At 67.7% G+C, this 26247-nt stretch carries 18 protein-coding genes and 2 pseudogenes; 13 read left to right on the plus strand and 7 right to left on the minus strand.

Annotation, left to right across the window (positions count from 1 at the left end; translation table 11 throughout):
- Positions 1–324 precede the first annotated feature (324 nt).
- The 3 genes from TSH64_RS28890 to TSH64_RS36040 are packed head-to-tail and all read right to left on the minus strand — an operon-like array spanning position 325 to position 4142.
- Positions 325–2313 carry a tetratricopeptide repeat protein gene (locus TSH64_RS28890; RefSeq protein WP_109095140.1) on the minus strand — a complete coding sequence of 663 codons (1989 nt, stop codon included), beginning with the start codon at positions 2311–2313 and terminating at the stop codon, positions 325–327.
- A complete protein-coding gene (locus TSH64_RS28895; RefSeq protein WP_247872671.1) occupies positions 2310–3845 on the minus strand; it encodes a tetratricopeptide repeat protein in 1536 nt (511 codons plus the stop codon). Before TSH64_RS28895 ends, TSH64_RS28890 begins: the two co-directional genes overlap by 4 nt.
- 57 nt (positions 3846–3902) lie before the next feature.
- Positions 3903–4142, minus strand: coding sequence for a hypothetical protein (locus TSH64_RS36040; RefSeq protein ID WP_199237384.1), 240 nt, complete (start codon positions 4140–4142; stop codon positions 3903–3905).
- Positions 4143–4284: 142 nt separating this feature from the next.
- Between TSH64_RS36040 and TSH64_RS28905 the strand changes: the two genes are divergently transcribed.
- The 4 genes and pseudogenes from TSH64_RS28905 to TSH64_RS28925 all read left to right on the plus strand — a co-directional run bounded on the left by TSH64_RS28905 (position 4285) and on the right by TSH64_RS28925 (position 8317).
- Positions 4285–5048 (plus strand): IS5 family transposase gene (locus TSH64_RS28905; protein ID WP_109095138.1). Its coding sequence is split into 2 segments (ribosomal slippage): positions 4285–4615 and positions 4615–5048, totalling 765 coding nucleotides; the frame shifts between segments, so codons are not numbered across the junction.
- A 921-nt stretch (positions 5049–5969) separates the two neighbouring features.
- Complete coding sequence (locus tag TSH64_RS28915; protein WP_109450337.1) at positions 5970–6326, plus strand: transposase; 357 nt, start codon at positions 5970–5972, stop codon at positions 6324–6326.
- Positions 6323–6673 (plus strand): IS66 family insertion sequence element accessory protein TnpB, encoded by a 351-nt coding sequence (gene tnpB / locus TSH64_RS28920; protein ID WP_109095135.1) that lies wholly within the window; start codon positions 6323–6325, stop codon positions 6671–6673. The genes TSH64_RS28915 and tnpB overlap by 4 nt, the downstream gene beginning before the upstream one ends.
- A 70-nt stretch (positions 6674–6743) precedes the next feature.
- Positions 6744–8317 (plus strand): annotated as a pseudogene (locus tag TSH64_RS28925) (IS66 family transposase).
- Positions 8318–8465: 148 nt separating this feature from the next.
- On the opposite strand, the gene mobI reads toward TSH64_RS28925, so the two are convergent.
- Positions 8466–9011, minus strand: a complete 546-nt coding sequence (mobI, locus tag TSH64_RS28930; RefSeq protein ID WP_109095134.1) for a conjugative transfer protein MobI(A/C) — start codon at positions 9009–9011, stop codon at positions 8466–8468.
- 2389 nt (positions 9012–11400) lie between these two features.
- Here mobI and TSH64_RS28935 point away from each other — a divergent pair.
- From TSH64_RS28935 to TSH64_RS28945, 3 genes and pseudogenes are all read left to right on the plus strand, one after another.
- Entirely contained in the window at positions 11401–11784 is a 384-nt protein-coding gene (locus TSH64_RS28935) for a hypothetical protein (protein WP_146207952.1), read from the plus strand.
- A gap of 240 nt (positions 11785–12024) precedes the next feature.
- Positions 12025–12702, plus strand: a pseudogene (locus TSH64_RS28940) (IS630 family transposase); the annotation flags it as partial.
- 371 nt (positions 12703–13073) lie between these two features.
- Positions 13074–13493, plus strand: a complete 420-nt coding sequence (locus TSH64_RS28945) for a hypothetical protein (protein WP_146207951.1) — start codon at positions 13074–13076, stop codon at positions 13491–13493.
- 16 nt (positions 13494–13509) lie between these two features.
- On the opposite strand, the gene TSH64_RS28950 is transcribed toward TSH64_RS28945, so the two are convergent.
- Positions 13510–14334, minus strand: a complete 825-nt coding sequence (locus TSH64_RS28950; protein WP_109095130.1) for a class I SAM-dependent methyltransferase — start codon at positions 14332–14334, stop codon at positions 13510–13512.
- Positions 14335–14537: 203 nt separating this feature from the next.
- On the opposite strand from TSH64_RS28950, the gene TSH64_RS28955 reads away from it, so the two are divergent.
- Entirely contained in the window at positions 14538–15389 is an 852-nt protein-coding gene (locus tag TSH64_RS28955) for a hypothetical protein (RefSeq protein WP_109095129.1), read from the plus strand.
- On the opposite strand, the gene TSH64_RS28960 is transcribed toward TSH64_RS28955, so the two are convergent.
- Together TSH64_RS28960 and TSH64_RS28965 are read right to left on the minus strand one after the other, a co-directional pair.
- Positions 15371–17083 (minus strand): tetratricopeptide repeat protein, encoded by a 1713-nt coding sequence (locus TSH64_RS28960; RefSeq protein ID WP_109095128.1) that lies wholly within the window; start codon positions 17081–17083, stop codon positions 15371–15373. The two genes, TSH64_RS28955 and TSH64_RS28960, sit on opposite strands and share 19 nt — an antisense overlap.
- An 8-nt stretch (positions 17084–17091) precedes the next feature.
- Positions 17092–17679 carry an SIS domain-containing protein gene (locus TSH64_RS28965; protein ID WP_098734555.1) on the minus strand — a complete coding sequence of 196 codons (588 nt, stop codon included), beginning with the start codon at positions 17677–17679 and terminating at the stop codon, positions 17092–17094.
- Between the two features lie 217 nt (positions 17680–17896).
- Here TSH64_RS28965 and TSH64_RS28970 point away from each other — a divergent pair, with 217 nt between their 5' ends.
- From TSH64_RS28970 to TSH64_RS28990, 5 genes are all read left to right on the plus strand, one after another.
- Entirely contained in the window at positions 17897–18439 is a 543-nt protein-coding gene (locus TSH64_RS28970; protein WP_247872667.1) for a hypothetical protein, read from the plus strand.
- A gap of 124 nt (positions 18440–18563) precedes the next feature.
- Positions 18564–20165 carry a tetratricopeptide repeat protein gene (locus tag TSH64_RS28975; RefSeq protein ID WP_109095127.1) on the plus strand — a complete coding sequence of 534 codons (1602 nt, stop codon included), beginning with the start codon at positions 18564–18566 and terminating at the stop codon, positions 20163–20165.
- A gap of 133 nt (positions 20166–20298) precedes the next feature.
- Positions 20299–21627 carry a hypothetical protein gene (locus tag TSH64_RS28980; RefSeq protein WP_109095126.1) on the plus strand — a complete coding sequence of 443 codons (1329 nt, stop codon included), beginning with the start codon at positions 20299–20301 and terminating at the stop codon, positions 21625–21627.
- Between the two features lie 127 nt (positions 21628–21754).
- A complete protein-coding gene (locus tag TSH64_RS28985) occupies positions 21755–22993 on the plus strand; it encodes a glycosyltransferase family 2 protein (protein ID WP_158285307.1) in 1239 nt (412 codons plus the stop codon).
- Positions 22994–23057: 64 nt separating this feature from the next.
- Positions 23058–26117 (plus strand): glycosyltransferase, encoded by a 3060-nt coding sequence (locus tag TSH64_RS28990; protein WP_109095124.1) that lies wholly within the window; start codon positions 23058–23060, stop codon positions 26115–26117.
- Positions 26118–26247: the final 130 nt, after the last annotated feature.

Here is a 26247-nt window from a genome sequence, read left to right on the forward strand (position 1 = left end):
CCTCTCCCGGCACGGCGGCCCGCCCGCGGCAAGGGCGATGGCGCGTTGAAGCGCACCGGAGCAGGCTCAACCCGTAGACCGTCGGGGATGTGGAAACGGTCAAAAGAAATTTAGAGACCAAAGTATTTCTCGGCATTGCGTCAGCCATACCAACAAAGGAATATCCTTAAGCGGTATGCTAGCAAAGTTGCTTACGACCTGGTTAGGGATTTTGCATCAAGTTGCAACTTTGAAACACGGTCGTTGCGCGACGATGCATGCTTAGATAGGCCTGCGGCGGAAAGCGGACCGGGACTAAGGACGTGTCCTCGTCCCGGTCCGGGCTCAGCCGGCCGGCAGGATGAACCCCTGGGGCGGCCGGCCGGCTTGGTGCAGCGACCACATGACCTGATAGGCGTGTTCCAGGTTGCGGGCGAAGCGGCGGCTGTCGAACAGCGGCGCCGTCATCCGACCCTCTTCCAGCCGCTTGCGGAAGCCGGCGCGCCGGTCGGGATCGCCGGCGAGCGCCACCGCCAGATCCTCGTAGTCGGCCAGCGACCGCGTCACCGTCTCCGGCAGGCCGGCGGCGTTCAGCAGGCTCGCCGCCACCCGGGAGGCGAAGGTCTCGCCCAGGCAGGTCACCACCGGGCAGCCCGCCCACAGCGCGTCGCTGGTGGTGGTGTGGCCGGTATAGGGCAGGGTGTCGAGCGCCAGGTCGGCGACGCGGTAGCGGGCGATGTGCGCGGCCAGCGGGCGGGGCGGGGCGAAGACCAGCCGGGCCGGGTCGACGCCCTGGGCCTCGGCCGCGGCCTTCAGGTTGCCGGCAGCCAGCGGGTTGGCCTCGAACAGCCACAGCACCGATCCCGGTACCCGCTTCAGGATGCGCATCCATAGGGCGAACATGGCGGGGCTGATCTTGTAGGCGGTGTTGAAGGCGGCGAAGACGACGCCGTCCTCCGGCAGGCCGCAGTCGGCCCGCGACGGCACCGCGTCGGGCAGCGGGCGGTGGCGGTCGTTGATCTGGTAGGCGTCGGGCAGGATCGCCAGCCGCTCGGCATAGAAGGGCTGGTGCTCCGGCGGGGTGACGAAGCGGTCGCCGATCACGTAATCCATGTGCGGGCAGCCGATGGTGCCGGGATAGCCCAGGTAACTGACCTCGACCGGCGCCAGCCGGCGCGACAGCAGGTCGAGCCGGGTCTGCTTCGTATAGCCCTTCAGGTCGACCATGATGTCGACGCCGTCGTCGGCCATGCGGCGGGCGACGGCGTCCAGCGGCACGCTGCGGATGTCGCGGAAGCGGTCGAAGGCCTTCACCAGCCGCTGGCGCATGGCGCTGCCGTCGTCGGGGCCGTAGGAATAGGCCAGCACCTCGAAGCGGTCGCGGGCGTGCAGTTCGAACAGCTCGGCCGCCAGATAGGCGGTGGCATGCTCGTGGAAATCGGCCGAGACATAGGCGATGCGCAGCCGGCCGTCGGGCCTGGGGGTGGCCCGCGCCGGCATCGGCGGGGTGGAGGCGCGCTTGACCAGGCGGTCGTAGAACAGCCGGGCCGAGCGGTCCTGCTGGGCCGGCGTGGTCTCGATCGACAGGGTGGCCAGCGGGATGACGACGCCGCCGTCGCGGTCGATGGTCTCCCTCACCCGGGCGCACAGCCGGTCGTAATCGCCCCAGGCGCACAGCGTCTGCTTGAGGTAGAGGTGGTAGCACAGGGCTTCGGTCTTGGCCGGCGTCAGCGTCACCGCGCGGGCATAGGCGGTCTCCGCCTCGCCCAGGCGGCTCAGTTCGCGCAGGGCGTGGGCATAGCCGAGCATCGCCTCGCCATTGCCGGGCTCGATGACCAGCGCCCGCGTCAGGGCGCGGATCGCCTCGGCCATCCGCTGCCCCTCGCGGAGCGCCACGCCGAGATTGGCGGCGGCGAGCACGTCGATCGGCCGCAGCCGGAGCGCGCGGGCGAAATCGGTCGCCGCCCCGTTGCGGTCGCCAAGCGCCAGCCGGGTCGATCCGCGGTTGACGTAGCCCTCCGGCGTGCCGGGGGTCAGCTGGACACAGCGGTCGTGGGCGGCCAGGGACTCGCCCATGCGGCCCAGCGACTGCAGCACGGTGCCGAGATTGCTGTGGCTGTCGGACAGATCGGGACGAATCGCGATCGACTGGCGCAGGATGGTCTCCGCCTCCTGCGGGCGGTTCTGCATCATCACCACCGTGCCCAGCAGCTGGGTAACCTCGCCCTGGTCGGGAACGGCGTTCAGGATCGCCCGGCACACCTGCTCCGCCTCGGCCGCACGGCCGGCCCGGAAATGGTCCAGCGCTAGCCGGAGCGCTTCGTTCAGGGTCATCGCCCCGCCTCCCCGGCGAGAACGCCTGTCCGGTTTCCGGCCTCGGCCGCCAAGGCCGCCGTCACCCTGGCCATCACCTCGGCCCAGTCGTTGGATCTCGCCTGTCGGAACAGGCGCATGGTCGGATACCAGGGGCTGTCGAGGCGGTCGCGCATCCAGCGCCAGTCGGCGAACCATTTCAGCACCACCCAGGTCGGCCGCCCCATGGCGCCGGCCAGATGGCAGACCGAGGTGTCGCAGGTGACGATCAGGTCCATGTTGGCCATCGCCGCGGCGGTGTCGAGGAAGGCGTCCGGTCCGGCGTCGAAATCCGCTCCCAGCTCGGTCACCGCCACCCGGTCGCGCAGCCGCTCCAGATGGTCGAGGCCCGACACCTTCTGCAGGCTGTAGAGCCGGACACCGGAGAGTTTCCCCATCGCCTCGAAGCACTCCAGCGGGATCGACTTGCCGGTCTCGTTGCCGTGCCAGTTGATGCCGATGCGCAAGGCCGGGCGATTGCCGCCCTCCAGCCGGTCCAGCCGCTCCGCCCAGCCGGCCTGCAGCTGCGGCTCGGCCCGCAGATAGGGCACGCCGCCGGGGACGCTGTCCGGCGTGGTGCCGAGCCGGTTCATCAGGCTCATCAGCGAGATGTGGTAATCGTAGGCCGGCAGCGGTTCGCCGAAGGCGAACAGCCCGTCCAGGTCGGGGGCGGTCGACAGCACGCGCTTCAGCGCCGGCTGGCATTCGTAGAGCACCCGTGCGCTCATCCGCTTCAGCACGCCGGCATAGCGGATGTACTGGAAGGAATCGCCCAGCCCCTGCTCGAAATGGACCAGCAGGGTCTTGCCCGCCAGCGGCTGGCCCTGCCACAGGACGCCCGGCATGTTGCGCTTGCGCCAGACCCCCTGCTCCAGCCGGCCCTCATAGGCGACGGTGCCGTTGGCGTAGTCGCCGGCCATCAGCAGGCAGGTGCCGAGATTCTTGCGGTATTCCGGCCTGCCGACGTCGATGGCGAGCGCCCGGCGGTAGGTCAGAGCCGCGTCCGCCAGATGGCCGAGGCTGAGGCTGACGGCGCCCAGGTTGTTGTGATTGACGGCCACGTCCGGCTCGACGGCCAGCGCCAGCCGGTAGACGGCGCGCGCCCGCGCGCCGTCGCCGCTGAACATGAACAGGTTGCCTAGCGTCAGCAGCGCCCCCGGATAGTCGGGCTTCAGCCTCGCCAGTTCGCGGAAGGCGATCAGCGCATGCTCGATGTGGCGCTGGTCCAGCAGAATGCCGCCCAGCGCGTTCAGCGCGTCCAGATGGTCGGGCTTCAGCCGCAGTGCCTGGCGCAGCGGTTCCATCGCCTCGGCCGGCCGGCCGGAGGCGCGCAGGCACAGGCCCAGCGCACCATGCAGGGTGGCGCCACGCGGTGCCGCAATGTCCGGGTTTTCGTCGATCAGGCGGCGGTAGACGGTGGCCGCCTCGTCGAAACGGCCGGCCTGGAACAGCGCCGCACCGGTGTTGTAGGCCTGGACGAAGGCCGGCGAGAACTCGGAAATGGCAACCCCCAACGCTTGGTCCACAACGCTTGACCGCGCGAATGACCGGTGGCGCGGAACCGGGGCTTCTTAACCCAAGACCCCGGCCGTCAGCAATAAAGGGCTGCCGCTTTCACTTCTTTGATTTACCCCTGTGACCTTAGGGACCTTACTCCTGTGGCCTCCGGGATTTTTCCCCTGCGGCCTTCGGCCGGTCGCCGCCCAGGAGATCTCGTTGACCCAGGCGAGCTGCACGTCTTCCAGGCCGGCGCCCGTCATCAGCGCTTCCACCTCCTCGCGGCGCCAGTCGTTGGCGATCTTCGGCAGCATCCGGGCGAAGACGATGGAGCGCAGGTGCGCGAAGTCTAAACAGCGGATCAGGCTTGTGGCGCCAAACTAGGCGGTAAACTCATAAATCGTCTTGGCCTAGAGAGTGGTGTCGTGATTCAAGGGTTTCCCGAAGGAGCCCTTGATGACGCGCCGCCGCGACGAACTCACGGACCAGGAATGGTCGATCCTATCGCCGCTACTGCCGAACAAGCCGCGCGGTGTGCGGCGTGTGGATGATCGCCGGGTTCTGAATGGTATTCTGTGGCGGTTCCGCACCGGATCGCCCTGGGCGGAGATACCGGAACGGTATGGTCCTTCGACGACCTGTTACAACCGGTTCGTGCGATGGCGGAAGGCCGGGGTCTGGGATCGGCTTCTGGAAGCGGTATCGGCAGCCTACGACGGCGACATCGTGATGATCGACAGCAGCTGTGTTCGCGTGCACCAGCACGCTGCCACGGGAAAAAGGGGGCTGGAGACGATGGCGGCATGGGACGTTCCCGTGGGGGCCTCACCAGCAAAATCCACGCGCTCGTCGATGCGGAAGGCCGCCCCGTCCGTCTGCGCCTGACTGCCGGGCAGGTTGCCGACTGCACCGAAGCCGACGCCCTGACGGAGGATCTTGGCGAGGGGGCCATCCTGTTGGCCGACAAAGGCTATGACAGCAATGCCATCCGCGCCAAAGCCGCCGGGCGGAAGGCTTGGGCCAACATTCCGCCCAAAACCAACCGCAAGGGCAGCTTCGTCTTCTCGTCCTGGGTCTATCGTCAGCGGAACCTTGTCGAAAGGTTCTTCAACAAGATCAAGCAGTTCAGAGGTATCGCCACCCGATACGACAAACGACCCGAAAATTTCCTGGTGGCCGTGAAGCTCGTCGCCGTCAGGCTATGGTGCCAGGGATTATGAGTCTACGGCCTAGGGGTCACCCCCGGCCCCGTGGACGGGATCGGGGGAGTTCGGGGCTAGCCAGCCCCTGCGTGCCACCGGACCGGGTGGGAAAGGGGAACACAGGGTCTCGCTCACCGTCTTGCGTGTTCCGTGGAACGGTGGCGAGACCCCGCCGCCCTCGACGATCACGGCTCTCGTCGGTCAGCAGTGGTGGCGGTGCGTTGGGGCCGCTGTCGGCTGCGTGTGACACAGCGCCGTGCTGGCGCGCCTCGTGGGTGGTTGGGGGGCGGTGTTGCGCAGCCGGCTGCGGGCGGCGCGGGGGGGCCTCAGCCACCACGCCGAGGCGCCGCAGCTCAAGCGCGAACCGCTCGCGCCAATGCTGGAGGTCGGCGGGACCTGGCGCCAACCGCCGGCCGTCGGCACCGACCGCGCGAACCGCGATGTGGACGTGGGGGTGTCCGGTGTCGTCGTGGCGGACCATGACCCAGTCGTGGGTGCCGGCGAAGGTGTCGTGCGCCCACCGCCACGCTGCGGTCTCCACCCGGTCGGTGGGGTGCCGGGCGGCATGGACAGCGTGAGGGCGACGCTCTGCGCGGCATTCGCCGCATCCCGGCCCCCACGGCGTTGGCCAGCAGCCAGTCGTCGTGTAGGGCGAGCAGCCGCGCGCGTTTGGTGATGCACTCGCCGTCGTGGGTTTCAGCGGGCAGGCTGCCGTTGCGGGTGATGTAGTCGAATTGGGCGAGCAGATGGCCGGCAACGCCCCAGGCGCGGCCGGTCAGCTTCACCATCGCTTCCGGCGTCTTGGCCGTATGCGGTGTTCTGTCCCCACCTTCCGGCGGGATCAAGGCGGAGCGAGTCTCCCGGATCGCATGATCGGGAGAACGGTTTGTGTCTACGCTCGACCTTACGCTTGACCCGGAGCCCGTGCAGGTGCGCCGCATGGAAGTAATCACGGGCGATGTAGGCCGCCGGACCTGGTCGCCGGAGGAGAAGGCGCGGATCCTGGCCGAGGCGGCGGTGCCCGAAGCGGTGGTTTCCGAAGTGGCCCGGCGTCATGGACTGCGGCCTCAGCAGGTGTTCGGCTGGCGTCGGGAAGCGCGCACCGCCAGCCGCTCCCAGGAGGGCATGGTGTTCGCCCCAGTGGTGCTGGACACCACACCGTCCTCCGCCACGCCGATGCCGAAGGAGCCCCCGGCCATCGAGGTGCAGATCGGCGATGCGATGGTGCGCGTGCCGGCCGGCATGGACGGCGCCACCGTCAGGGCGGTGCTGCGCGCGGTGAGGGCGTCGCGGTGATCGGCATCGAGGGCGCGGTGCGGGTCCTGGTCGCCGCCAAGCCGGTCGACTTCCGCAAGGGCATGGATGGGCTGGCCGCCCTGGTGCAGCAGATGGGGGCGGATCCCTTCAGCGGGGTCGTCTACGTCTTCCGCTCCAAGCGAGCCGATCGGGTCAAGCTCCTGCATTGGGACGGCACCGGCCTGGTTCTCGTCGCGAAGAGATTGGAGGCCGGCCAGTTCCGCTGGCCAGCGATCCGCGACGGCGTGATCCGGCTGACCCCGGCTCAGCTCTCGGCACTCGTGGAGGGTCTGGATTGGACCCGGGTACGGGGCGTGCGGGTGCCTCGGCCGACGTCCGCCGGTTGAGCTGCGACACAGCGACTCGGCCACCGCTTCGCAGGCGAGGACTGCACAAGCCGCCGTTATACTGGTGGACGTGACGACCGCGCCTGAAACCCTTCCCAGCGATCCTGACGAACTGCGTGCCCTGCTGCTGGCCGAACGGCTCCGGCATGCCGCGGAGCTGACGGCGGCCCGCTTCTCGGCCGAGGAGGAGATCGCCCGTCTGCGCCAGATCATCCGGGAGCTGCAGCGTCATCGCTTCGGCCGCCGGGCCGAGCGCCTTGATCCGGACCAGCTGGCCTTGGCCTTGGAGGACCTGGAGCAGACGCTGGCTGCCAAGGAGGCCGAGCCCGCCGGCTCCGCGGCGACCAAGCCGGCCCCTTCGCCGCCACGGCGTCGGGTGAACCGCGGCAACCTGCCGGCCGATCTGCCACGCGAGGAGATTCTCATCGATGTCGCCGACAAGACCTGCCCGTGTTGCGGCGGCACGCTGCACCCCATCGGCGAGGATGTCTCGCAGCGTCTCGACCTCGTCCCGGCCCGCTTCCGGGTGCTGGTGACCCGCCGACCGAAATACGCCTGCCGCCAGTGCGAGGAGGGCGTCGTGCAAGCCCCGGCGCCGGCGCGCATCGTGGACGCCGGCATCCCACCGAGGCGCTGATCGCCCACGTGCTGGTGTCCAAGTTTGCCGATCACCTGCCGCTCTACCGCCAAGCCCAGATCTACGCGCGCCAGGGTGTCGATCTCGACCGCTCCACCCTGGCCGACTGGGTCGGTCGGGCGGCGTGGTACCTGCGGCCCCTGCATGAGCGGTTGCTGGCCAACTTGAAGGCGTCGGGCAAGCTGTTTGCTGACGAGACAACGGCGCCGGTGCTCGACCCCGGACGGGGCAGCACGAAGACCGGCCAGCTCTGGGCCTACGCGCGCGACGATCGCCCCTGGAACGGACCGGAGCCGCCGGCGGTGGCCTACGTCTATGCTCCTGATCGCAAGGCGGAACGGCCAGTGGCACACCTGCGGGGATTCACCGGCGTGCTCCAGGTCGACGGCTATGCCGGCTATCGCAAACTGGCCGAGGGCGGAGCCGTGCGCCTCGCCTTCTGCTGGGCGCACGTCCGCCGGGCCTTCTATGATCTCCAGACCGGCGGTTCGGCGCCGATCGCCAGCGAAGCCTTGCGGCGCATCGCCCAGCTGTACGCGGTGGAGGCGGAGATCCGCGGCCGTGACCCCGAGGCGAGCCGCCGGGAGCGCCAGGCCCGCTCAACGCCGCTGATTGCGGAACTGAAGGCGTGGCTGGAAAAGCAGCTGGCGACGGTGTCGCGCAAATCGACATTGGCCGAGGCGATCCGCTACGCGCTCAGCCGCTGGGAGGGGCTGACGCTGTTCCTCGACGACGGCCGGGGGGAGATCGACAGCAACAGCGTGGAACGCAGCATCCACCCGCTGGCCCTCACGCGCAAGAATGCTCTGTTCGCCGGCAGCGACGGCGGCGGTGAACACTGGGCCACCGTCGCGTCGCTGGTGGAAACCTGCAAGCTCAGCGGCGTCAATCCGCAGACCTGGTTCGCCGATGTCCTGACTAAACTCGCCGACGGGCATCCAATCACTAGGCTCGATGAACTGCTGCCCTGGAGCTATGCCCGGCAGGCCGAAACCGCCGTGGCCTGAAAACACCGCTTACTCTTGGCCGCGGCGTCTCCGGACCGGACCTTGGCGCCGGAGGGGCCCTTCGGCGTGGCGCGATCCTGCCCGAGCCGGATGTTGCGGCCATGTTAGGTTGGCGGAAGGCTTCCTGGAAATGCAACCCCTGTCCCAACTAGCTTTCGTTGTCCAACACAGCGTTCAACCGCCCAGGGGATTGCCAGCCTTCGAGCACGCTCTGGTACACACCCGTGGTGCTCGCCGCAAGGTCCCGAGGCGGCTCCTTCGTAAACACGACCCCTTCCGCGCTGCCGGTCCCTTTCACCATCTGCACGATCGTGCCCAACAGCGCTGTGCGTCTCCGAATCTTCTCGAAGACATTTTCCGCCCGGATGATCTCGTCAATCTCCCACCCTCTCGCCTTCGGAAACTGCGACGGCGAGTAGCGATACTTCTGCCGCCGCCCAAATTCTTTCAGGCGCATCTTCCGCTTGGTTAGTGGCCCGTAAAACGTTAGGACCGCCCAGTAGCACCCTACCCCAGACGCCAACTCTCTGATGTAGGGCAGATAGCTCCCCCACTCGCTACTATCCCGCCGGTCTCGGGCCTCGAAATGCACGAGGCGGACCTGCGCCTCCACTGCCCTGGCTTCCGCCAACAGGCGCTGCTGCTCCTGCTCGACGTTTGCCAATATCGCCCAATAGACGTCCTCGGTTGGCATCGGTCGCACCCCTTCCTGCTGCTTCTGTATCCCCTCCCATATACCATACTCCTAATTGTATGGAACAAGGGGAGCTTGTTCCATATATGAATTGGTGGAAGGGCTCATTCCATACACGACTTGGCCGGGGCTCATTCCATATACGGCGCTGGCTCTACGGCTACATCCCCTTTTGGAACGCACACTCGTACACTGACGAGAGCTTTTTTGCTGTTCGCATGGGTGCCGCCATTGCATCATGCTCAATCCAGGATGCGTGCCGCTAAAGCACCCACGTTGCCACTGACGGCGCCCGCACGTCTTCGCCTTTTGTCGGAATACGCGGTCGCTTGATGGCATGACAGACGACAGCAACGGCGCGAACACCGCATTCTGCCAACGCCATTGTTCATTGCAAACCTTAGGTCCAATCACTCCACGATGCGGCAATTATACCGTCGCCACTGATGACGGGCGCGTGACGCCGGCGGGGTTCCGTTTGCTCGTTATAGCGCGTCTCCCCGCGCCATATGCACATCCCGTTGGCGCTCCACTTTGCAACCGACGTGTCTGCAGGCCGTCGCCTACTCGGCCGAAAGGACGGCGCAACGGCGTCCATTGGTGTCGCGAACGCCGTTATAATGGAGCCTTCCACCGTGATACTGACCGGTGGCGACATGCGCCCTGTACTGTCCGGTGTAACGCTGTTATTGCGCTTTCCACTGTCGTGTACGCCGGTTGCTTGATATGTGCCTTTGTCTGACGGCCTTCTCGCGCGACGGCGTTGCAGTCACGACGGATGAGGGCGCTTCTACCGTTCGTACAGACGACACAACCGGGTCAGCAGACCGGTGGCACTGGATCGCTAGGCCCGGCGCTACTCTTTGAGTCATGCGGCCCAGTGTGGCCGCTTGTGCACCATCGGTTGGCGCAAACGATGGAGCGCACGCAGACGGGATGCGGGCTTGTGGTCACGCTTTGCTGATAGCCGCCCCGCCCGCAACGGTGGCCTTGATATGCTCACTCGCATTTCTCTATGGCGACTGGCAAGCACGATGCACTGGGCCTTTATGCGGCCGCAATGTGCACTCACGGGCAACCTTCTCAGGGGAGACTTTGCTCGGGTCGGTACCCTAGTCTCCCGATCATGTTAATCATGAACTCGGTGTCTGACACATGCCCGCTCGCATACACTATGTGACCATCGCTGTCGTTGATAAGGCAGCAGAACGGCTAAGCCAGTTGCCACCAAAAGAGCCCGAGAACATACCGATAAGCGGGGCGATTCAGCGTCTTCGTCCAAAGATCGATGCGGCGCTGAACAACGGCTACTCACTCGATGACGCCGTCGAGATACTGCGCGATCTAGACGAAGTGTTCACGCGTGTTTCTGTGAAAACCATTCGGCGCTACTTCGATGCCGACGACGTTAATGTCAGCGGTTCACGGCCTAAGACTGCCCGCCGACGAACACGCAATGCAGGTGCACGGCCTCAACCACACGAGACTGGCTCAGGTCCTGCACAGAGTGCAGAACTGCCGTCGATGTCCGGTGGCACCGGCGTCGATAATGCCTCAGCGCCGTCGCCTTCGGCAGCCGGCGAGGTATTGCCCTCAGAACAAAATGCAGGCGCGATGGTGGACATGTCTGCCGCTCAGGCGTCTCCCACAGTCCCTTCGCTTCCCACCACATCGCCGGCATCACCGGTGCCTGCAGACCTTCAAACCACCGCGCCGGCGTCACCGGTATGTGTTGCCAGACGCTCTCACAATGGAGCTGGCACAGCGTCAGACAACGTCGCATTTCAGGAGACTATGTGATGTCCAAGAAACTCATTCTCGTGATCAGCGACAAGGGCGGCACCGGCAAGTCTACCTGGGCGCGCGCCTACGCTGATTGGCTGCGACGAAAGCACGACACCGCATTCATCGCGTACGCTGATGGGACCGTCGGCCAGCGACGCTGCTGCATGGAGGCAGCAAAAGCTGATGCTGGCGGGTTGGTGTTCCTGATCACACAACGCGGACAGCGTCCGAGGTGGAGCATGCGGTTCAGGACAAGGACGGCAACCGCGATCTCGGACTGTTGCGGTCATCGATTTGGAAGCGTAGGTCATCCCCGATCACGTATCACCGCGCCAAGCTCAGCGGTTCCTGTTAGCCCCATGGACCTATTCACCAGCATTGCTATCCGCGTTGCCACCTCATGACTGCTTCAGAATATCGGGCCCACCGGGCTGAGGCTTTCGCCCTCTGGCAATAGGAGACGTGCGCCCGCCAAATTGCGTAGCAGGTGTCTTTGGGGCACTGCTAACCCCTCTCCTTGCCTCCGGTCGGGTTAACGTGACAACGCCCTCTCACCAACTGGAAAACGGCAACAGCCGTTCCATTTTCCAGGAGATCAGGTACCGTGATGGATACCATGGCCTATGCACGGGCTCTTCGGACGGCAGGCATACAGAATGTGGATGCCTCCGCAGAGGCGCTCAAGGTGGTTCTCGACGAGCTATGCAAGGAGAGGCAGCGGATGCAATCCGATATGGCCGAGATCAGGAAAGGCATCGATGCCATTCTTCATCGGATGGACATCGCCGACCTCAAACTCGACGGTTGCTTCACGGGGGTCGACCGCCGTTGCAAAGAAGCCGAGGCACACCTCCGTACTGAAATCAAAAACACGGCGCTGGATTTGGCGACCATGAATAGGCAGAACAACCGCACGATCGCCATCATCTCGGCTATCGTTGGTTTGATCATCCTGGCGGTGAAATTTGGCAACGGTCTGCTGCCCTAAGGGCACATCGCCGTGTATTAGTTTCTGCTGTTTGCAACCCGAACAGCAACATGACGGATGCGGCCTGTGCCGTATTTTTACACTCCAACGGCGCACCTGTGCCCCTCTGAGGCCGTGGTGCGCCTCCTTCTATCAATCGGCTTCCAAAAACCAGCCAGTATCGGCGTCCAATATCCAGCCACGTCTAAGTGGTGCATCCACCAAGTTGTTTAGACATTTAGGAGCGCCGGAAAAACCTTTCATCCGCACAGCGTCGGGCGAACGTTGCGACGGCTGGGCTTGTCGCGCCAGAAGGCCCGTTCACCTGAAGCCGAGAGCAAAGCGCAGGAGAGCTTCAAAAAAAGGGGGCTTCGCAGCGCCCTGAAGGAGGCCGCCGAAGCGCACCCGGGCAAGGGCCTGCGCGTGTTTTTCCAGGATGAGGCGCGCTTTGGGCAGAAGGGGTGGCTGTGCCATCGCTGGTGGCTGAAGGGCCAGCGTCCCCCTGGCCTGTGCGACCAGAGGTTCGACTGGACTTATCTCTATGCCGCCGTTGAACCCACAACGGGGGACGGCTTGGCCCTCGTCCTGCCGACGGTGTCAACCATCGCCATGAGCCGCTTCCTCGCCGACTTCGCCACCACCCTGGCCCCGGACGACCACGCCGTCATGGTCCTCGATGGCGCCGGTTGGCACGCCAGCAAGAGCTTGGTCGTGCCCAACAACCTCACCCTCGTGCCGTTGCCGCCCTATTCGCCCGAATGCAACCTAGTCGAGCGAGTCTGGCTCTTCTTGCGCGAGAATCTGATGTCGTTGCGGGTCTTTCCCGATCAGGGCGCCATCATCGACGCTTGCTGCGACGCCTGGAACGCCCTCATCGCCGAAACCGGCCGCATCAAATCCCTCTGCTTCCCGCTTTGGCTCCAGAAAGTCATTTCATAAGAGACTCAGTATTATGGGGAAGCGGCGTGCATCGCGGGTTTTGCACGGTGCAAACGCAGGCGGGTCTTTGGGGACATCGGGAGCATGGAGGAAGGGCAAGGAGGGCAGAAGATGGTCGGAGGCTATGTCGACGCCGCTCTGGCCGAGCGGTTCCAGGCCTGGGCGCTACAGACCGATGGGGGCGGGGGGCGCCTCGGCCGCGCTGCGGCAGCTCATCCTCCAGGTGATGGACGGTCAGACGCCGGCCGCGCCGAGGTCACCAAGTCGGTGTCCGGTTCAAGGACGCCTAGCGTGCGGCCCTGGCCGAGGCAGCCCGGGCGCACGGCACCAGCCCGGCGACTTGGCTGCACTCGCTGGCCCTGGTGCACCTGATGGGCCAGCCACAATGGAGCCCGGTGGAGGTGGAGGCGCTGCGCGCGGCGTTCCGTGAGCTGCGGGCTATCGCAACCAGCCTCGACCGCAGCACCCACGCGCTGACCCAGGCCGTCGACGCCGGCCTGTGTCCGTCAGAGCACCGCGACACCGCGTGCGAAGCCGGCGATCTGGTCCGGGTCGAGATGCGTCGCGTCGTTGCGGTGATGACCGGCAGCTTCGACTATTGGGGCCTGCCGGACGCCGAGCGCCCGGATGTGGCGCCAGGGGCGGCCGAGCGTGCCGCAGCCGCGATCCGTGTGGCCGAAAAACGTTGGAAGAATCGGCCGCGCGCGGCCGTGAGGACGGAGGATACAAGCAGGCAAAGGGGCTGGCGTGACGCTTGGTGGACGCGAATTGAAGCGGTGCCGGTTGGATGAAACCCAATCAAAGCGATCAGTCGTGGGTCTTCGTTCCGATCGCCGCCCAAGAGATCTCGTTGACCCAGGTGAGCTGCACGTCCTCCAGCCCGGCACCCGTCATCAGCGCCTCCACCTCCGCGTGCGTCCAGTAGTTGGCGATCTTCGGCAGCATCTGGTCGAAGACGATCGAGCGCAGATGCGCGAAGTCGAAGCGGCGGATCAGGCGGAAATATTCCAGCCGGTCCAGTCCCAGCCGCAAGGCCAGCCACAAGAGCGCGGTCGGCGGCAGGGACAGCGCATGTACCAGCCCGATCGGCAGGCGGCTGAACAGCGCCTTGCGCAGCGGATCGGCGAAGCGGACGATCCAGCCGTTGTTCTCGCGGCCATAGACCCAGATCATCACCCGCCCGCCGGGCTTCACCGCGCGCACCATGTTGGCGAGCGCCGTTTCCGGATGAGCCAGATGGTGGATGACGCCGATGGAGAAGGCGAGGTCGAAGCGCTCCACCTCGTTCAACTCATAGGCGCTCTGGCGGCGCACTTCCATGGCCGAATGCGGCGCCAGCGTCGCGCGGGCGGACGCCAAGCTACGCTCGTCGATGTCGATAGCCAGCCCGCCGACCGCGCCATAGCTCATCGGCCAATGGCTGTTGCGTCCCATGCCGCAGCCGACGTCGACGAAGGTCAGGCCGCGCCAGTCTTCCGGCTTGAGGAAAGGCGTCCAGCGGCGGAACTGCTCTTCGTAGATACCCTTCAGCTCGGCATAGCGGCCCCACTCATAGCCGAAGCGGTCGGCCGACCCGCTGTGCACCGCGGATGCGGTGTCGGGGACGGGGGAAGAAGACGGCGCTTCGCTCATCGCGGCGGTCCGATGTGGTGGAAGGGGAAGACGGCGCTATCGGTAAAAGCCGGAGGGCGGGCTTGTCAAGCAAGGGGCAGGCAGGGCGGCCCAGGCAGGGGGCAGGGGGCAGGGGGCAAGGCAGGGTGCGGACAGACCGGTTCCTCCCGCCGCCGCGGACGGTTACCATGCCAGCCCTTGCCGTGAGACGAAGCCGCCCTTCCATGCCCAACCTCCTATTCGACAAGCCCGGCATTCCCATCCTGTTCGTCCATATCGGCCACAAGGCCGTTGTCGACATCGCGCTGAGGCAGGCGGCGCTTGCCTCGCCCGACAGCCCGGTAATCCTGCTGATCGACGAGATCCGCGACCTGCCCTTTGCGGTCCATCAGGCCGACATCCGCCTCTACATCAGCTCGTACCCCCGCTTCGACGCGGTGTACGAGCATCTTTCGGTGAATGGCGAAGGCTACGAGGCGATGTGCTACGGGCGCTGGTTCTTCGCGCAAGAGTTCGCCGTTCGCCATGGGCTGGGACGCTTCTGCGTGTTCGACAGCGACGTCATGCTCTATCGCCCGGCGGAGCGGTTCGCCGCCGCCTTCGCCGGGCGGATCGCCGGGAACTGGAGTTGGGCCAATTGCTTCGAGGGGCCGGAGGCGCTGGGCTTCTTCTGCGACCGCTTCGTGGAGATCTTCGCCGACAAGCCGAGGCTGCACGCCCTGGGCGACCGTTTCCGCATCGGCGGCCGGCCGCATGTCAGCGACATGCATCTGCTGATGGAGATCGCCGCCGCCGATCCCCGCTTCCTTGAGCAGGGAAGTCTGATCGCCCAGGGTTTCGACCACAACATCCGCGATGCGGACGGCTGCTTCGCCATGTGCGATGGGCTGAAGAGCGTCCGTTTCGGGACGGACGGCATTCCGGTCTGCACCCGCACCGACGGCGGCGCCCCGGTTCCCTTCACCTTCCTGCATTTCCAGCGGCTGGCGAAGGACCGGATGGGCGGCTTCGCCTGGCCGGCCGCGGGCCAACCGCCTGTAAATCGGCCGCCTGTGGATCAGCCGCCTGTGGACTGACTGTCTGACCGGCGCCGATCGCACCAGCGCTGCCACATCAGCCGGTAGGCGGTTTCCAGATTGCGCATGAAGCGCCCCTCGTCGCACAGCGCCGATGCCCGCAGCCGCTCGCGCATGCCCTTGCGCAGCCGCATCAGCCGGGTCAGGTCGCCGGCCAGACTGGCGGCGATGGCAGCGTATTGCTCGGGGGTGCCGGCGACCAGTTCGGGCAGGCCGGCGGCGGCCATTAGGCTGGCGCCGACGCGGGCGGCATGCCGGCTGCCCGCCAGCGTCACCAGCGGCGCCCCCATCCACAGCGTGTCGCAGGTGGTGATGGTGCCGTTATAGGGGTGCGGGTCCAGCGCGATGTCGATGCGGTTGTAGGCGGCCAGATGGCCGGCGGCATCCTTGATGAAGCCGACGAGGTCGAGCCGGGCCGGGTCGATGCCGGCGGCGGCGAAGCGCGCGCGCATCGCCGCCGCGGTGCCGGGGTCGGACAGCGGCCGGTCCTTCAGCAGCAGGCGGGAGTCCGGCACCCGCCGCAGAACCTCGGCCCACAGCGCGACGGTGCCGTCGGTGATCTTCGACAGCTTGTTGAAGGACCCGAACGTGACGGTTCCGCTGGCGCCTGCCGGCAGCGGAACCACCGGCGGGGCGGAGGCCGGCGGGCGGAAGCACAGGAAGGGGGCGGGCAGCCGGACCAGCATTTCCGCCGCATGGGTGTCGGTCGGGCCGACCGGGTCGCTGATCGGATCGACGATGCGGTAGTCGACCGAATCCATGCCGGTGCCGTTGGGATAGCCCAGCCAGGTCACCTGCACCGGCGCCGGGCGCCGGGCCAGCATCGGCAGACGGTTCAGTCCCGAATGGCCGGCGAGGTCGACCAGGATGTCGATGCCGTCGGCACGGATCTGCGCCGCCAGCGCCTCGTCGTCGAGATGGCCCACGGTGCGCCAGCCGTCGGCCTGCGCCTTGAAGCGGGCGGTGTGGGCGTCGGCATGGGTGTCCGGCAGGATCGAATAGCAGACGATCTCGAAGCGGCTGCGGTCGGCCGCCTCGAACAGGGGCGTCAGGAAATAGGCTCCCAGATGCTCGCGGAACTCGACCGACAGGTAGCCGATGCGCAGCCGCTTCTCCGGATCGGGCCGGTTGGCGTGCGGTGCCGCCGTCGGCAGCCTGCCGTCCTGCCGGCCGAACCGCTCGTCGAAGCGCCGGTGTTCGGCCAACAGGCGCTCGCCGGACAGATCCAGGTAGTTCAGGCACAGCAGCCGCTGGCTGGCGATCAGCGGGTCGGCGGGAGACAGCCGTTCGGCCTGGTCGAAGCACAGGGCCGCCGCATCGGCATTGCCGCGCATCTGGTGGGTGACGCCCAGATTGAACCAGACGCCGGTGTCCTGCCGCGGATTGGCGGCAATCGCCCGGGTCCAGCGCCGGACCGCCTCGTCCAGTCGGTTGGCGCCGTAGGCGCTGCTGCCCAGCCCGACCCAGGGTTTGTCGTAATCCGGCCTCAGGACCAGGGATTTGCGCAGCGCCGCCGCCGCCCCGTCGGGCTGGTTCAGGTCGGACAGGATGACGCCCAGGTTGTTCCAGACGTCGGCGGCCGTGCCGTCCTGCGCCAGCAGGGCGCGGCAAAGCGCTGCCGCTTCCTCCAGGCGCCCGGCGTTGAAAGCCTCCAGCGCCTGCCGCTTAAGCGTTTCCTGAACGGGGGCGGTCATGAACGCGCTCAGGCGAGCCGGGCTTCGACCTGTTCGCACAGGTAATGGTACAGGCAGATGTGGACCTGTTGGATCAGCGGGGTGGAGCGCGACGGCACGTCCAGCAGGATGTCGCTCAAGGCAGCCATCTTGCCGCCGCCCTCGCCGGTCATGGCGATGGTGGTCATGCCCAGCCGCTTCGCCACCTCGAAGGCGGCGATCACGTTGCGCGAGTTGCCGCTGGTGGAGATGCCCAGCAGGACGCCGCCCGGCTCGCCATAGGCTTCGGTCTGGCGGGCGAAGACGCTGTCGTAGGAATAGTCGTTGCTCCAGGCGGTCAGGACCGCCGCGTTGGAGCTGAGGCAGATCGCCTTCAGCCCGCGGCGCTCCTTCAGGAAACGGCCGACCAGTTCGCCGGTGATGTGCTGGGCATCCGACGCCGAGCCGCCGTTGCCGCAGACCAGCAGCGCCCGGTTGGCGCCCAGCGCGGTGGCGACCGCATCGACCGCCGCCTCGACCCGCGCCGGATCCAGACTGTCCATGGTGCGCCGCAGGACGTCGATGGCGGCGGTGAGGCAGCCGTGCAGCGAGGGGGCGGAGGTGGCCTGGGAATCCATGGGCGGAATACCTTTGCGTGACCGATGATGCGCGTCGACGGTGACGGGACGGGGCGGACCCTGCGCGCGTGCCCCATGTGCAGCGGCCAGTGCATCCTATGGATCGCGGGGGCCTGTCAACTGCAAGCCGCGCAATGACGGCTTTCCCAGACCGCCGGGAAAGCCTATTTTCGGTCCTGTGCCCCGGCGGCGGGGCTTGGGATGCCAAGGGTGGCCTATGACGACGCGGACGGTCCGGCTGGGCCCCCTCAGCGTGAAGATGTACTGTGCGATCGGCATGATCGCCGTGTCCTGGGCGCAGTTGGAAGACATGGTTTCGCTGTGCATCTCGCGCCTTCTCGGCACCGATCACACTGATTTCCTGCCGATTGCCTCCAACATGCAGATCAAGGCGCGCTTCGATGCGCTGAAGTCCATCGCCGGTCTGCGCCTGCCCGCGGACGAGGCCAAGGCCCTGATCGCCCGCTGCGACGAGGCGCTGGAGCTGGGGCGGGAGCGCAACAAGATCCTGCACGGCTCCTGGATCCAGGGCGAGACCGACGATGTCGCCATCCGCCTGAACTATCGCGCCCATGGCCGCATCTCCACCGACGCTCCCGTCATCTCCGCCCGCGAGATCGCGGAGATCAGCGACCGAATCACCATGCTGACCGAAGGCTTCGCACAGACCCTGCAACGCCTCGGCCTGTTCGATCCCAAGAACCCGATGCGCAGCCCGGCGCGCGATTCAGGCAGGACGCCGGAGCCGCCCCTAGATTGAAGGCCGGCCTCGGCGGCCTCCCGCCAACTCCCCTGCCAACTTTTCTGCCAGTTTCCCCGCCAACTCCCCGACCGATGCCGGTGACGGCACCGGCGCCTCGATTCCCGGTTTTTCCCGACAGGCCATGCCTTCCATCCACGATATCCTGACCAAGGCCGTCGCCCTTCACAACGGCGGCCAGCCGGAGCGCGCGGCGGCGCTCTACCGAGACGTCCTGGCGGTGGAGCCGGCCGAGCCGCACTCCCTGCATCTGCTGGGGCTGCAAATGCGCCGTGCCGGCCGCGAGGCGGAGGGGATTGCACTGATGGCGCGGTCGCTCTTGCTGGCTCCCACCCTTGCCCCCGCCCTCTTCAACCAGGCGCGCGCCTTGCAGGATTCGGGGCGGCTCGACGAGGCCATCGGGCATTTCCGCCGCAAGCTGGAGGTGGAGCCGGACTGCGGCGTGACGCTGATCACCCTGGGAAGCGAAGCGCTCGCCCGTGGCCGGCTGGACGAGGCCGAACGGATTTTGCGCCGCGCCGCCGCCCTGGAGGCGGGCGGCGCATTCGCATCCCGGCTGCGCCGGGCACTGGAGCGAGGCGCCACCGCCCGCGGGATCGCCCGCGATGCCGCCGACCCGTCGCTGCCGCCGGGGCTGGTGGTCCGCGGCGCCTTCCGCGACAACAGCGGCTATGCCCACAAGGTCCGCCAGTTCGTCCGCCATCTGGTCGATGCCGGAGTGCGGATCCGGCTGGTCGACCTGAACCATGACGATGTCGACAATCTGCCCGACGATCAGATCGATCCGCTCCTTCACACGCTCGATCGGCCGGTGCGGGCCAAGGCGGTGCTGAGCTTCACCACGCCGCTGGTGGTCGAGGCGGTGCCAAACCTGAAGACGATCAACTACACCGTGTTCGAGGCGCTCGACATTCCGCCCCTGTGGGCGACGCACAGCCGGCGCCACGACCATGTCGTCGTCGCCACCGACTCCTCCCGCCAGGCATGGCTCAATGCCGGCCATCCGGCCGGCCGCGTCCATGTCTGCCCGGAAGGGGTGGAACCGCTGGAGCCCGGCCGGGTGGCGCCCGCCGCCTTCCTTGGCCTGAACGGGCGCCGGATGACCGACTATCCGGTGCGCATCCTCAACATTTCCGACCTCAACAGCCGCAAGAACCTGGAGGGGCTGCTGCGGGTGTGGCTGCGCACGACGCGGGCGGAGGATGGCGCCGCCCTGCTGCTGAAGGCCGGCAAGGGGGGAGGGGCGTCCGGCAGCATCCGCGATCTTCTGGTCCGGCTGACGGCGGAGATCGGCCGGACATTGGAGCAGGCAGCCCCTCTGTTCCTGATCGAGGGCATGCTGTCGGATGCGGACATGATGTCGCTCCACGCCACCGCCACCCATTACTGGAGCATGTCGCATGGCGAGGGCTGGGACCTGCCGATGGCGCAGGCCGGCGCCATGGGGCTGACCCTGCTGGCCCCGGACCACAGCGCCTATCGCGCCTATCTGGACGGCCGGGTGGCCCACATGATTCCCAGCCGCGTCACCCCCGCCCTGGACGGCTATCGCGGCCGGGACTGGTGGACCCCCGACGAGGAGGCAGCCGCCCGGCTGCTGCGCGCGGTCATCGACGATCCCGACGGCACCCGAATGTCCGCCCGCGAGCGTCTGCTGGAGAATTTCAGCTGGCGGTCCGCCGCCCACCGGCTGATCGGCCTTCTGCGCGGGCTGGACGCCCTGTGACCGGCGGCCCCGACCTTCTCGGCATTGGCCCGGCCCCGGAGCGAGGGGCTCTTGCATCGTCGGGGGGAGCAGGGCAAAGAGCCATCTTCGGCCCTCAGCTTCGGCACGCACCTTAACGCAGGCGGGTTTGCGCATGGATCAGCAGAAATTCCGGCAGGTGATCGGCGGCATCGCCGCGGCCTGCGCAATCGACCATGCCGCCCTCGACCGCGAGCTTTGCGCCATCGAGGCGGCCGGCGACCGTCAGCGCCTCTACGACATCATGGCGCTGCTGATTTCCCGGATCGGCGACGGGGTGGAGAGGGGCCGGCTTGCCGACGCGCTGATCGGCTGCCGGCCCGATGACGAGGCCCTGTATCTCGCCCTGGCGCACCGGCTGGCCTATGCCGGCATGGGGGTCCTCGAACGCGATCCGGCCATCCCCCGGCAGGGCATCGACCTGCTCGGCCGGGCGCTGGAACGGGCGGCGCCATCCCCCCTGCGGCCGCAGGTCCATGCCAACCTGTCCTTCCTGTTCAACGAGGCCGGCCGCCCCGACCTGGCGGAGGTCCATGGCCGCGCCGCGGCCGGCTGCCAGAACGCCATCTTCCATCTCTGGCTCGGCGAAGCCCTGTTCCGGCAGGGAAAATACGCAAGCGACGGGCTCTGCGTCATCGACCTGTCGTCCCTGTCCTTCCGCCGGGCGGCCCAGGCCCTGGCCCAGGCGGATGCGGCGCCGCCCTTCGCCCCGGCCGGACGGCATGTGGTGCTGGTGTCGGTGGACGGCGCCTATTTCAAGCGCTACGCCGCAGCGCAGATCCTGAACCTCCACGCGCTCGGGTCGGCGGTGGCCGTCCACTACCACATCGTCAACGGCGATGCGGAGGTCGCCCAGCTGATCGAGCGGCTGCGGGGCATCGTCGGCGCCATGCCGGTCACCTTCTCGCACGAGCGCTGGGCGCTGCGGGGGGAGGCCATCGACAAGCCCTATTACGCGTCCTCCCGCTTCCTCATCGCGGCGGAGGCGATGCTGCTGCACAAGGCCGACGTGATCGTCTGCGATGCCGACGTGCTGTTCCGCGAGAAGCCGGAGGACATCGTCAGGCTCGCCGGCACCGCCGACGTCGCCCACACCGACTATCGCGGCGAGCCGCTGTGCAGCCGCTACAACGCCTCCTTCGTCTATTTCCGCCACAGCCGCAGCGGCTATCTGACGCTGCTGATGATCGCGGATTTCCTGCGGACCAACTTCGCCCGCTGCTACATCTGGATGATCGACCAGGTCGCCCTGTTCGCCTGCGTCGAACGCGCCGCGCAGCTGCTGGGGAGCGAGATGGCGCACGCCGCCTGGCCGGACAGCGTCCTGCCGCCGCGTGCCCCCGATGCGCTGCCGCTCGTCCTGACCGGCGCGCTCGCCGGAAAGCACGGCAACAGCCCCTACAGCGCGAAGCGGGACGAAATCCTGCGGGCATACGGCCTGTGAGGAGCGCGGGACGCCGGTCCGCCGGTTTGTCTTCGGCCGTGCATCGCGATTGCGGCTGCGGTAAGTAAGCGGCCGTCCTGCCCGCGCCCGAACGGCCCGGCAGATGGATTGCCCCGACGGAGCTTTCATGCCGACCCTCGAAGAAGCCTTCCGCATCGCCGTCGAGCACCACCATGCCGGACGGCTGGCCGAGGCCGAGGCCGTCTACGAGAGCATCCTCGTGGCGGTGCCCGACCAGCCGGAGGCGATGTCGAACCTGGGCTACGCCCAGCAGATGCAGGGCAGGCTGGGGGCGGCGGCGGCCACCTACCGCAAGGTCCTGGCCAAATGGCCCGACCGGCCGCAGGCCCATATCCGGCTGGGCGAGATGATGCAGTGGACCGGCCGCTGGGGGACCGCGGCCGACTGTTACGAGACCGCGGCGTCGCTGCTGCCGAACGATGAGGGGCTGGCGGCCCAGCTCGACCATGCCCTGTCGCTCGCCTCCCGCCACCAGGCGCTGCGCGAGCCGCTGCGCCGTGGCGGACGGCTGGACCTGCGCGACGTCACCTTCCTGGTGCCCTGCCGTATCGAATCCCCGGACCGCAGGCGCAACCTGCGCATCCTGGTCACCTATCTGCGGCGGTATCTGGACACCAACATCCTGATCTGCGAGGACAATCCGGAGCGCCAGGACGTCCCCGGCATCATGGCCGAACTGGGGCTGGGGTCCGCCGACTACGGCTATGTCCACCTGACCGGCAACGACAGCCCCTACACGCACAAGGCCAAGCAGATCAACCTCATGGCGGCGGCGGCGGCCACGCCGATCCTGGTCGTGCAGGACACCGACGTTCTGGTGGAGCCGACCCAGTATGTGCTGGCCCGGCAGGCCGTCCATGACGGCGCGGCGCTCGCCTGCCCGTTCAACGGCCTGTTCTTCGACGTCGCCCCCGACTTCGTGCCCGGCGTGGAGCGGACGCTGGCGGTGACCCAGATCGACCTGTTCGATCCGCGCAACGAGATGCTCTACAAGAACTCCTACGGCGGCTCGGTCTTCTTCGCCCGCCGGGTGTTCGACCGGCTCGGCGGCTTCAACGAGAGATTCGTCTCCTGGGGCTGGGAGGATTTCGAGATCTACCGCCGCCTGGAACTGCTGGGCGAGCGGGTGGAGCGGACGCTGGGGCCGCTGCTCCATCTCAGCCATGCGCGGTCGGCCAATTCGGTCACGGAAAACCCCTGGTACGCCCACAACACCGCCGAGTATGAGCGGGTGGTGTCGATGACCCCCGACCGGATCCGGGCGGAGATCGCCGGCGGCGGCTTCCGCCGTCCGCTGGTCGGCGCGGACACCGTCCCCGGCTGGGGGGAGCCGCCGGCCTCCTGAGTCCGGCCCATGGCGCGGCGGGCATAGGGTCCGCCGTTTCCCAACCCGCGTCCGAGACCTCCTCATGCCGCCGCACACGCAAGCCGCCTCCCTCCTCCCGCAGCCGGCAGCCGACGCTCCCCGCACGCTGTTCTGCTGCCTTGCCACGCCCGACTATTACCGCCGGCCGCTGTTCTCGGAGCGCGAGGTGTTCTGCGGGCCCGACTGCCCGACGGTGGAAACCGGCGACGGCTTCGCGTCGCTGAACACCCCGCCCGGCGAATATGATCTGTTGGCCATCGTCGCCCGACTGCCGGCGCACCAGCGTCCGGAGCTGATCGTGGTGAAGGCCGACGCCACCCGGCGCAACCTTCCCCGCGGGCTGGACCGGCTGCCGGGCACTAAGGTTCTGCTGGTCGGCGACACCCACCATTTCGCCGGCCCGCTGCGCACGCTGCTGGCCTATGGCGCGATGGAGAGCTTCGACGCCGTTGTTCTCGACCACACCCGCCAGCATGCCCATGCCTTCCTGGAGGCGGGGTTCGACCGCGTCTATTGGATCCCGGCGGTGGATTATGCGCTGCGCCGGCGCGACATTCCCGCAGTCCCCGACCGCCCCCTCACCTTCGTCGGCCAGGTCGGCGCCTTCCATCCCTGGCGGCGTCATGTGCTGGACCGGCTGACGGAAGCCGGGCTGCCGCTGACCGCGATGCGGGCGCCGCCGGAAATGGCGGCCGACATCTATGCCGGCTCGCAGATCACGCTGAACGTCTCGCTGAACGGCGACCTCAACCTGCGCGTCTTCGAGGCGCTGGGCGCCGGCGGCTTCCTGCTGACCGATGCGCTGTCGCCCGACGCCGGTCTGGAGCGCTGCTTCACCCTCGGCCGCCATCTCGCGACCTACCGTTCGCCCGGCGAGCTGGTGGAGATGGCCCGCCATTACCTCGACCACCCGGATCAGGCGATGGCGATCCGCCGGGCCGGACAGGCGCATCTGCTGGAATTCCACAGCCCGCGGGTCAAATGCGCCCAGTTCTACGCCGCGGTGTTGGACGACCGCGTCGATCCGGCGCTGGAGGTGCGCGGGGAACGGCGCGGACTGTCGGCCCTGCCGGCCCGGAGCGCCGGCTTCCGCTGCCGCCTCGCCGCCTACGAGGCATTGCAGCGGCTGCAGCTGACCGCGTCGCGGCTGACCGTCCATGCCGCCGCGGAGGACGGCTTCGCCGCCGACCTGCGCCTCATGGCCCGCGATCTGCCGCGGGTGGCCTTCGCCGCATTGGGCGACGCACTGGACGCCGAGGCCGCCCCGGTTGCCCTGCCGCTGCCGCCATCCCCCGACCGGGTGCGGGACGATGCGGTGACGCTGCTGCCCTGGCCGGGTGCCGGTTCCGATAGGGCCGAAGCCGACCGCCGGATGGCCCGGCTGTCCGGCGCCTTCGTCCTCTGCCCCGCCGCGTCGGCGCGCGACCATGCCGCGGCCTCCGCCCATCTGGCCGGCTGGGGCTTCGTGCCCACCGAACCCGGCGGCATCCTGTTCCAGTGCGCCGACGCCCTGCGCTATGCCGGACGCTCGCTGTCCAATCCGGATCTGGCGGCGGGACTGGCGCCGGATCTGCGGCGTGCGCGCCTGACGGCGCTGGAGCCGATGCTGAGGACCGCCGACCAGATGGTCGGCGCCGCCCGTCTGGCCGCCCGCTTCGGCGAGAACAGCCTGGCGGAACGGTTTCTGCTGGGTGCCGTCGGGCTGGACCGCCAGCAGCCGGATGCGCTCGCCGGGCTGGCCCGCCTGTGTGCGGTGGCGGGACGCGCGCTGGAGGCATTCGTCTATCTTTGCGAGGCCCGGCGTGCCGCCCGTCTCGCCGGAACCGCAGACCCGGCTCCGGATTTGGACGCCGCCGCCTTCGCCGCCGCCACCGGCGGCCATCCGGGGCTGGAGCGCTACCTCGGCCTGTTCCGGCAGGCGGCCGCCCCGTCGACCGGCCGGCCGCGCCGCATCCTGGTGGTCACCAACCTGTTCCCACCGCAGGAGTTCGGCGGCTATGGCCGCAAGCTGTGGGAGTTCTCGGCCGAACTGATCCGCCGCGGCCATGCGGTGACGGTGCTGACCGCCGACGTGCCCGAACTCGCCCGGCCCGGCATGGCCGGCACCGAGGATATCGAGGCGCATGTCGACCGCTCGCTTACCCTCTATGGCACCTGGAAGGACGGCCGCGCCTTCATCCACGACGATCCGGCCCATCGCGCCGCGCTGGTCCGCGCCAACATCCGCCGCGTGCTGGAGACCGCCCGCGACTTCCGCGCCGACGCCTGTCTGGCCGGCAACCTCGATCTGGTCGGAACTGAGTTTCTCGACCCGCTGACCCGGCAGATGGGCGTCCCGGTTCTGCACTGCCTGGGCAACCAGAATCCCGGCTACGCGCCGGAGACGGCACCCCGCTCCCCCCTCTACCGCGCCGGACCGGCCAGCGGCTGGGTGGCGGACCGGCTTGTCGCCGGCGGCTACGGCCTGCCCGCCACGGTGATCCATCCCGGCGCCCGCGTCGATTATTTCCACCGCGCGGCGATGCCCTCGACCGACCGGCTGCGCATCGCCTTCGCCAGCCTGTTCGTCAACTACAAGGGGCCGCAGACGCTGATCAACGCGCTTGCGATCCTGCACCGCGAGGGCATCGACTTCGACTGCACCTTCGCCGGGGAGGCGCCGGACGCCGATCTGGCGGCCCGCTGCCGCGACTTCATCGAGCGCCACGGCATGGCCGGCAAGGTGCGCTTCACCGGCTTCCTCGACCGCCGCGGCCTGTCCGACCTGTTCGCCCGCTGCAACGTGCTGGTCTTCCCCAGCGTCTTCCAGGAGCCCTTCGGCATCTCGCAGGTGGAGGCGATGGCCGCCGGCCTGACCGTGGTCGGCAGCGGCACCGGCGGCAGCGGCGAGGTGCTGCGCGACGGCGTGGACGGCCTGCTGTTCAAGGCGGAGGACCATGAGGCGCTTGCCGGCCGCCTGCGCAGCCTGGTCAAGGACCGCGATGCCTGGCTGCGCATGGCCTTGTCCGGCCGCGACCGCGCCCGCGACTTCACCGTCGCCCGGTCCGTCGACCGCATCGAAGCGGTGTTCGAGGAGCTGGCCAGAGTGAAAGATGGCCTCTAAAGTTGCCAATAATGAAGATTTTTGGTATTGTCGTCAAAGTTGTTGCCGAAAATACCTATTAGTTTTTGGATAAATTGAAGATGACAAATGTCCTCGTCACTTGTTGCAACTCCGAATATTACTCATCCTG

The organism is Azospirillum sp. TSH64, from assembly GCF_003116035.1.
In the GTDB taxonomy this organism is placed as follows: Bacteria; Pseudomonadota; Alphaproteobacteria; order Azospirillales; family Azospirillaceae; genus Azospirillum.

Coding starts and splice junctions, on each gene's coding strand:
- TSH64_RS28890 (WP_109095140.1), bottom strand. CDS start 2,313: ATGACCCTGAACGAAGCGCTCCGGCTAGCGCTGGACCATTTCCGGGCC.
- mobI (WP_109095134.1), bottom strand. CDS start 9,011: ATGCCAACCGAGGACGTCTATTGGGCGATATTGGCAAACGTCGAGCAG.
- TSH64_RS28960 (WP_109095128.1), bottom strand. CDS start 17,083: ATGACCGCCCCCGTTCAGGAAACGCTTAAGCGGCAGGCGCTGGAGGCT.
- TSH64_RS28915 (WP_109450337.1), top strand. CDS start 5,970: ATGGAAGTAATCACGGGCGATGTAGGCCGCCGGACCTGGTCGCCGGAG.
- TSH64_RS28970 (WP_247872667.1), top strand. CDS start 17,897: ATGACGACGCGGACGGTCCGGCTGGGCCCCCTCAGCGTGAAGATGTAC.
- TSH64_RS28945 (WP_146207951.1), top strand. CDS start 13,074: ATGGGCCAGCCACAATGGAGCCCGGTGGAGGTGGAGGCGCTGCGCGCG.
- TSH64_RS28965 (WP_098734555.1), bottom strand. CDS start 17,679: ATGGATTCCCAGGCCACCTCCGCCCCCTCGCTGCACGGCTGCCTCACC.
- TSH64_RS28975 (WP_109095127.1), top strand. CDS start 18,564: ATGCCTTCCATCCACGATATCCTGACCAAGGCCGTCGCCCTTCACAAC.
- TSH64_RS28990 (WP_109095124.1), top strand. CDS start 23,058: ATGCCGCCGCACACGCAAGCCGCCTCCCTCCTCCCGCAGCCGGCAGCC.
- TSH64_RS28985 (WP_158285307.1), top strand. CDS start 21,755: ATGCCGACCCTCGAAGAAGCCTTCCGCATCGCCGTCGAGCACCACCAT.
- TSH64_RS28950 (WP_109095130.1), bottom strand. CDS start 14,334: ATGAGCGAAGCGCCGTCTTCTTCCCCCGTCCCCGACACCGCATCCGCG.
- TSH64_RS28980 (WP_109095126.1), top strand. CDS start 20,299: ATGGATCAGCAGAAATTCCGGCAGGTGATCGGCGGCATCGCCGCGGCC.
- TSH64_RS36040 (WP_199237384.1), bottom strand. CDS start 4,142: ATGCTGCCGAAGATCGCCAACGACTGGCGCCGCGAGGAGGTGGAAGCG.
- TSH64_RS28955 (WP_109095129.1), top strand. CDS start 14,538: ATGCCCAACCTCCTATTCGACAAGCCCGGCATTCCCATCCTGTTCGTC.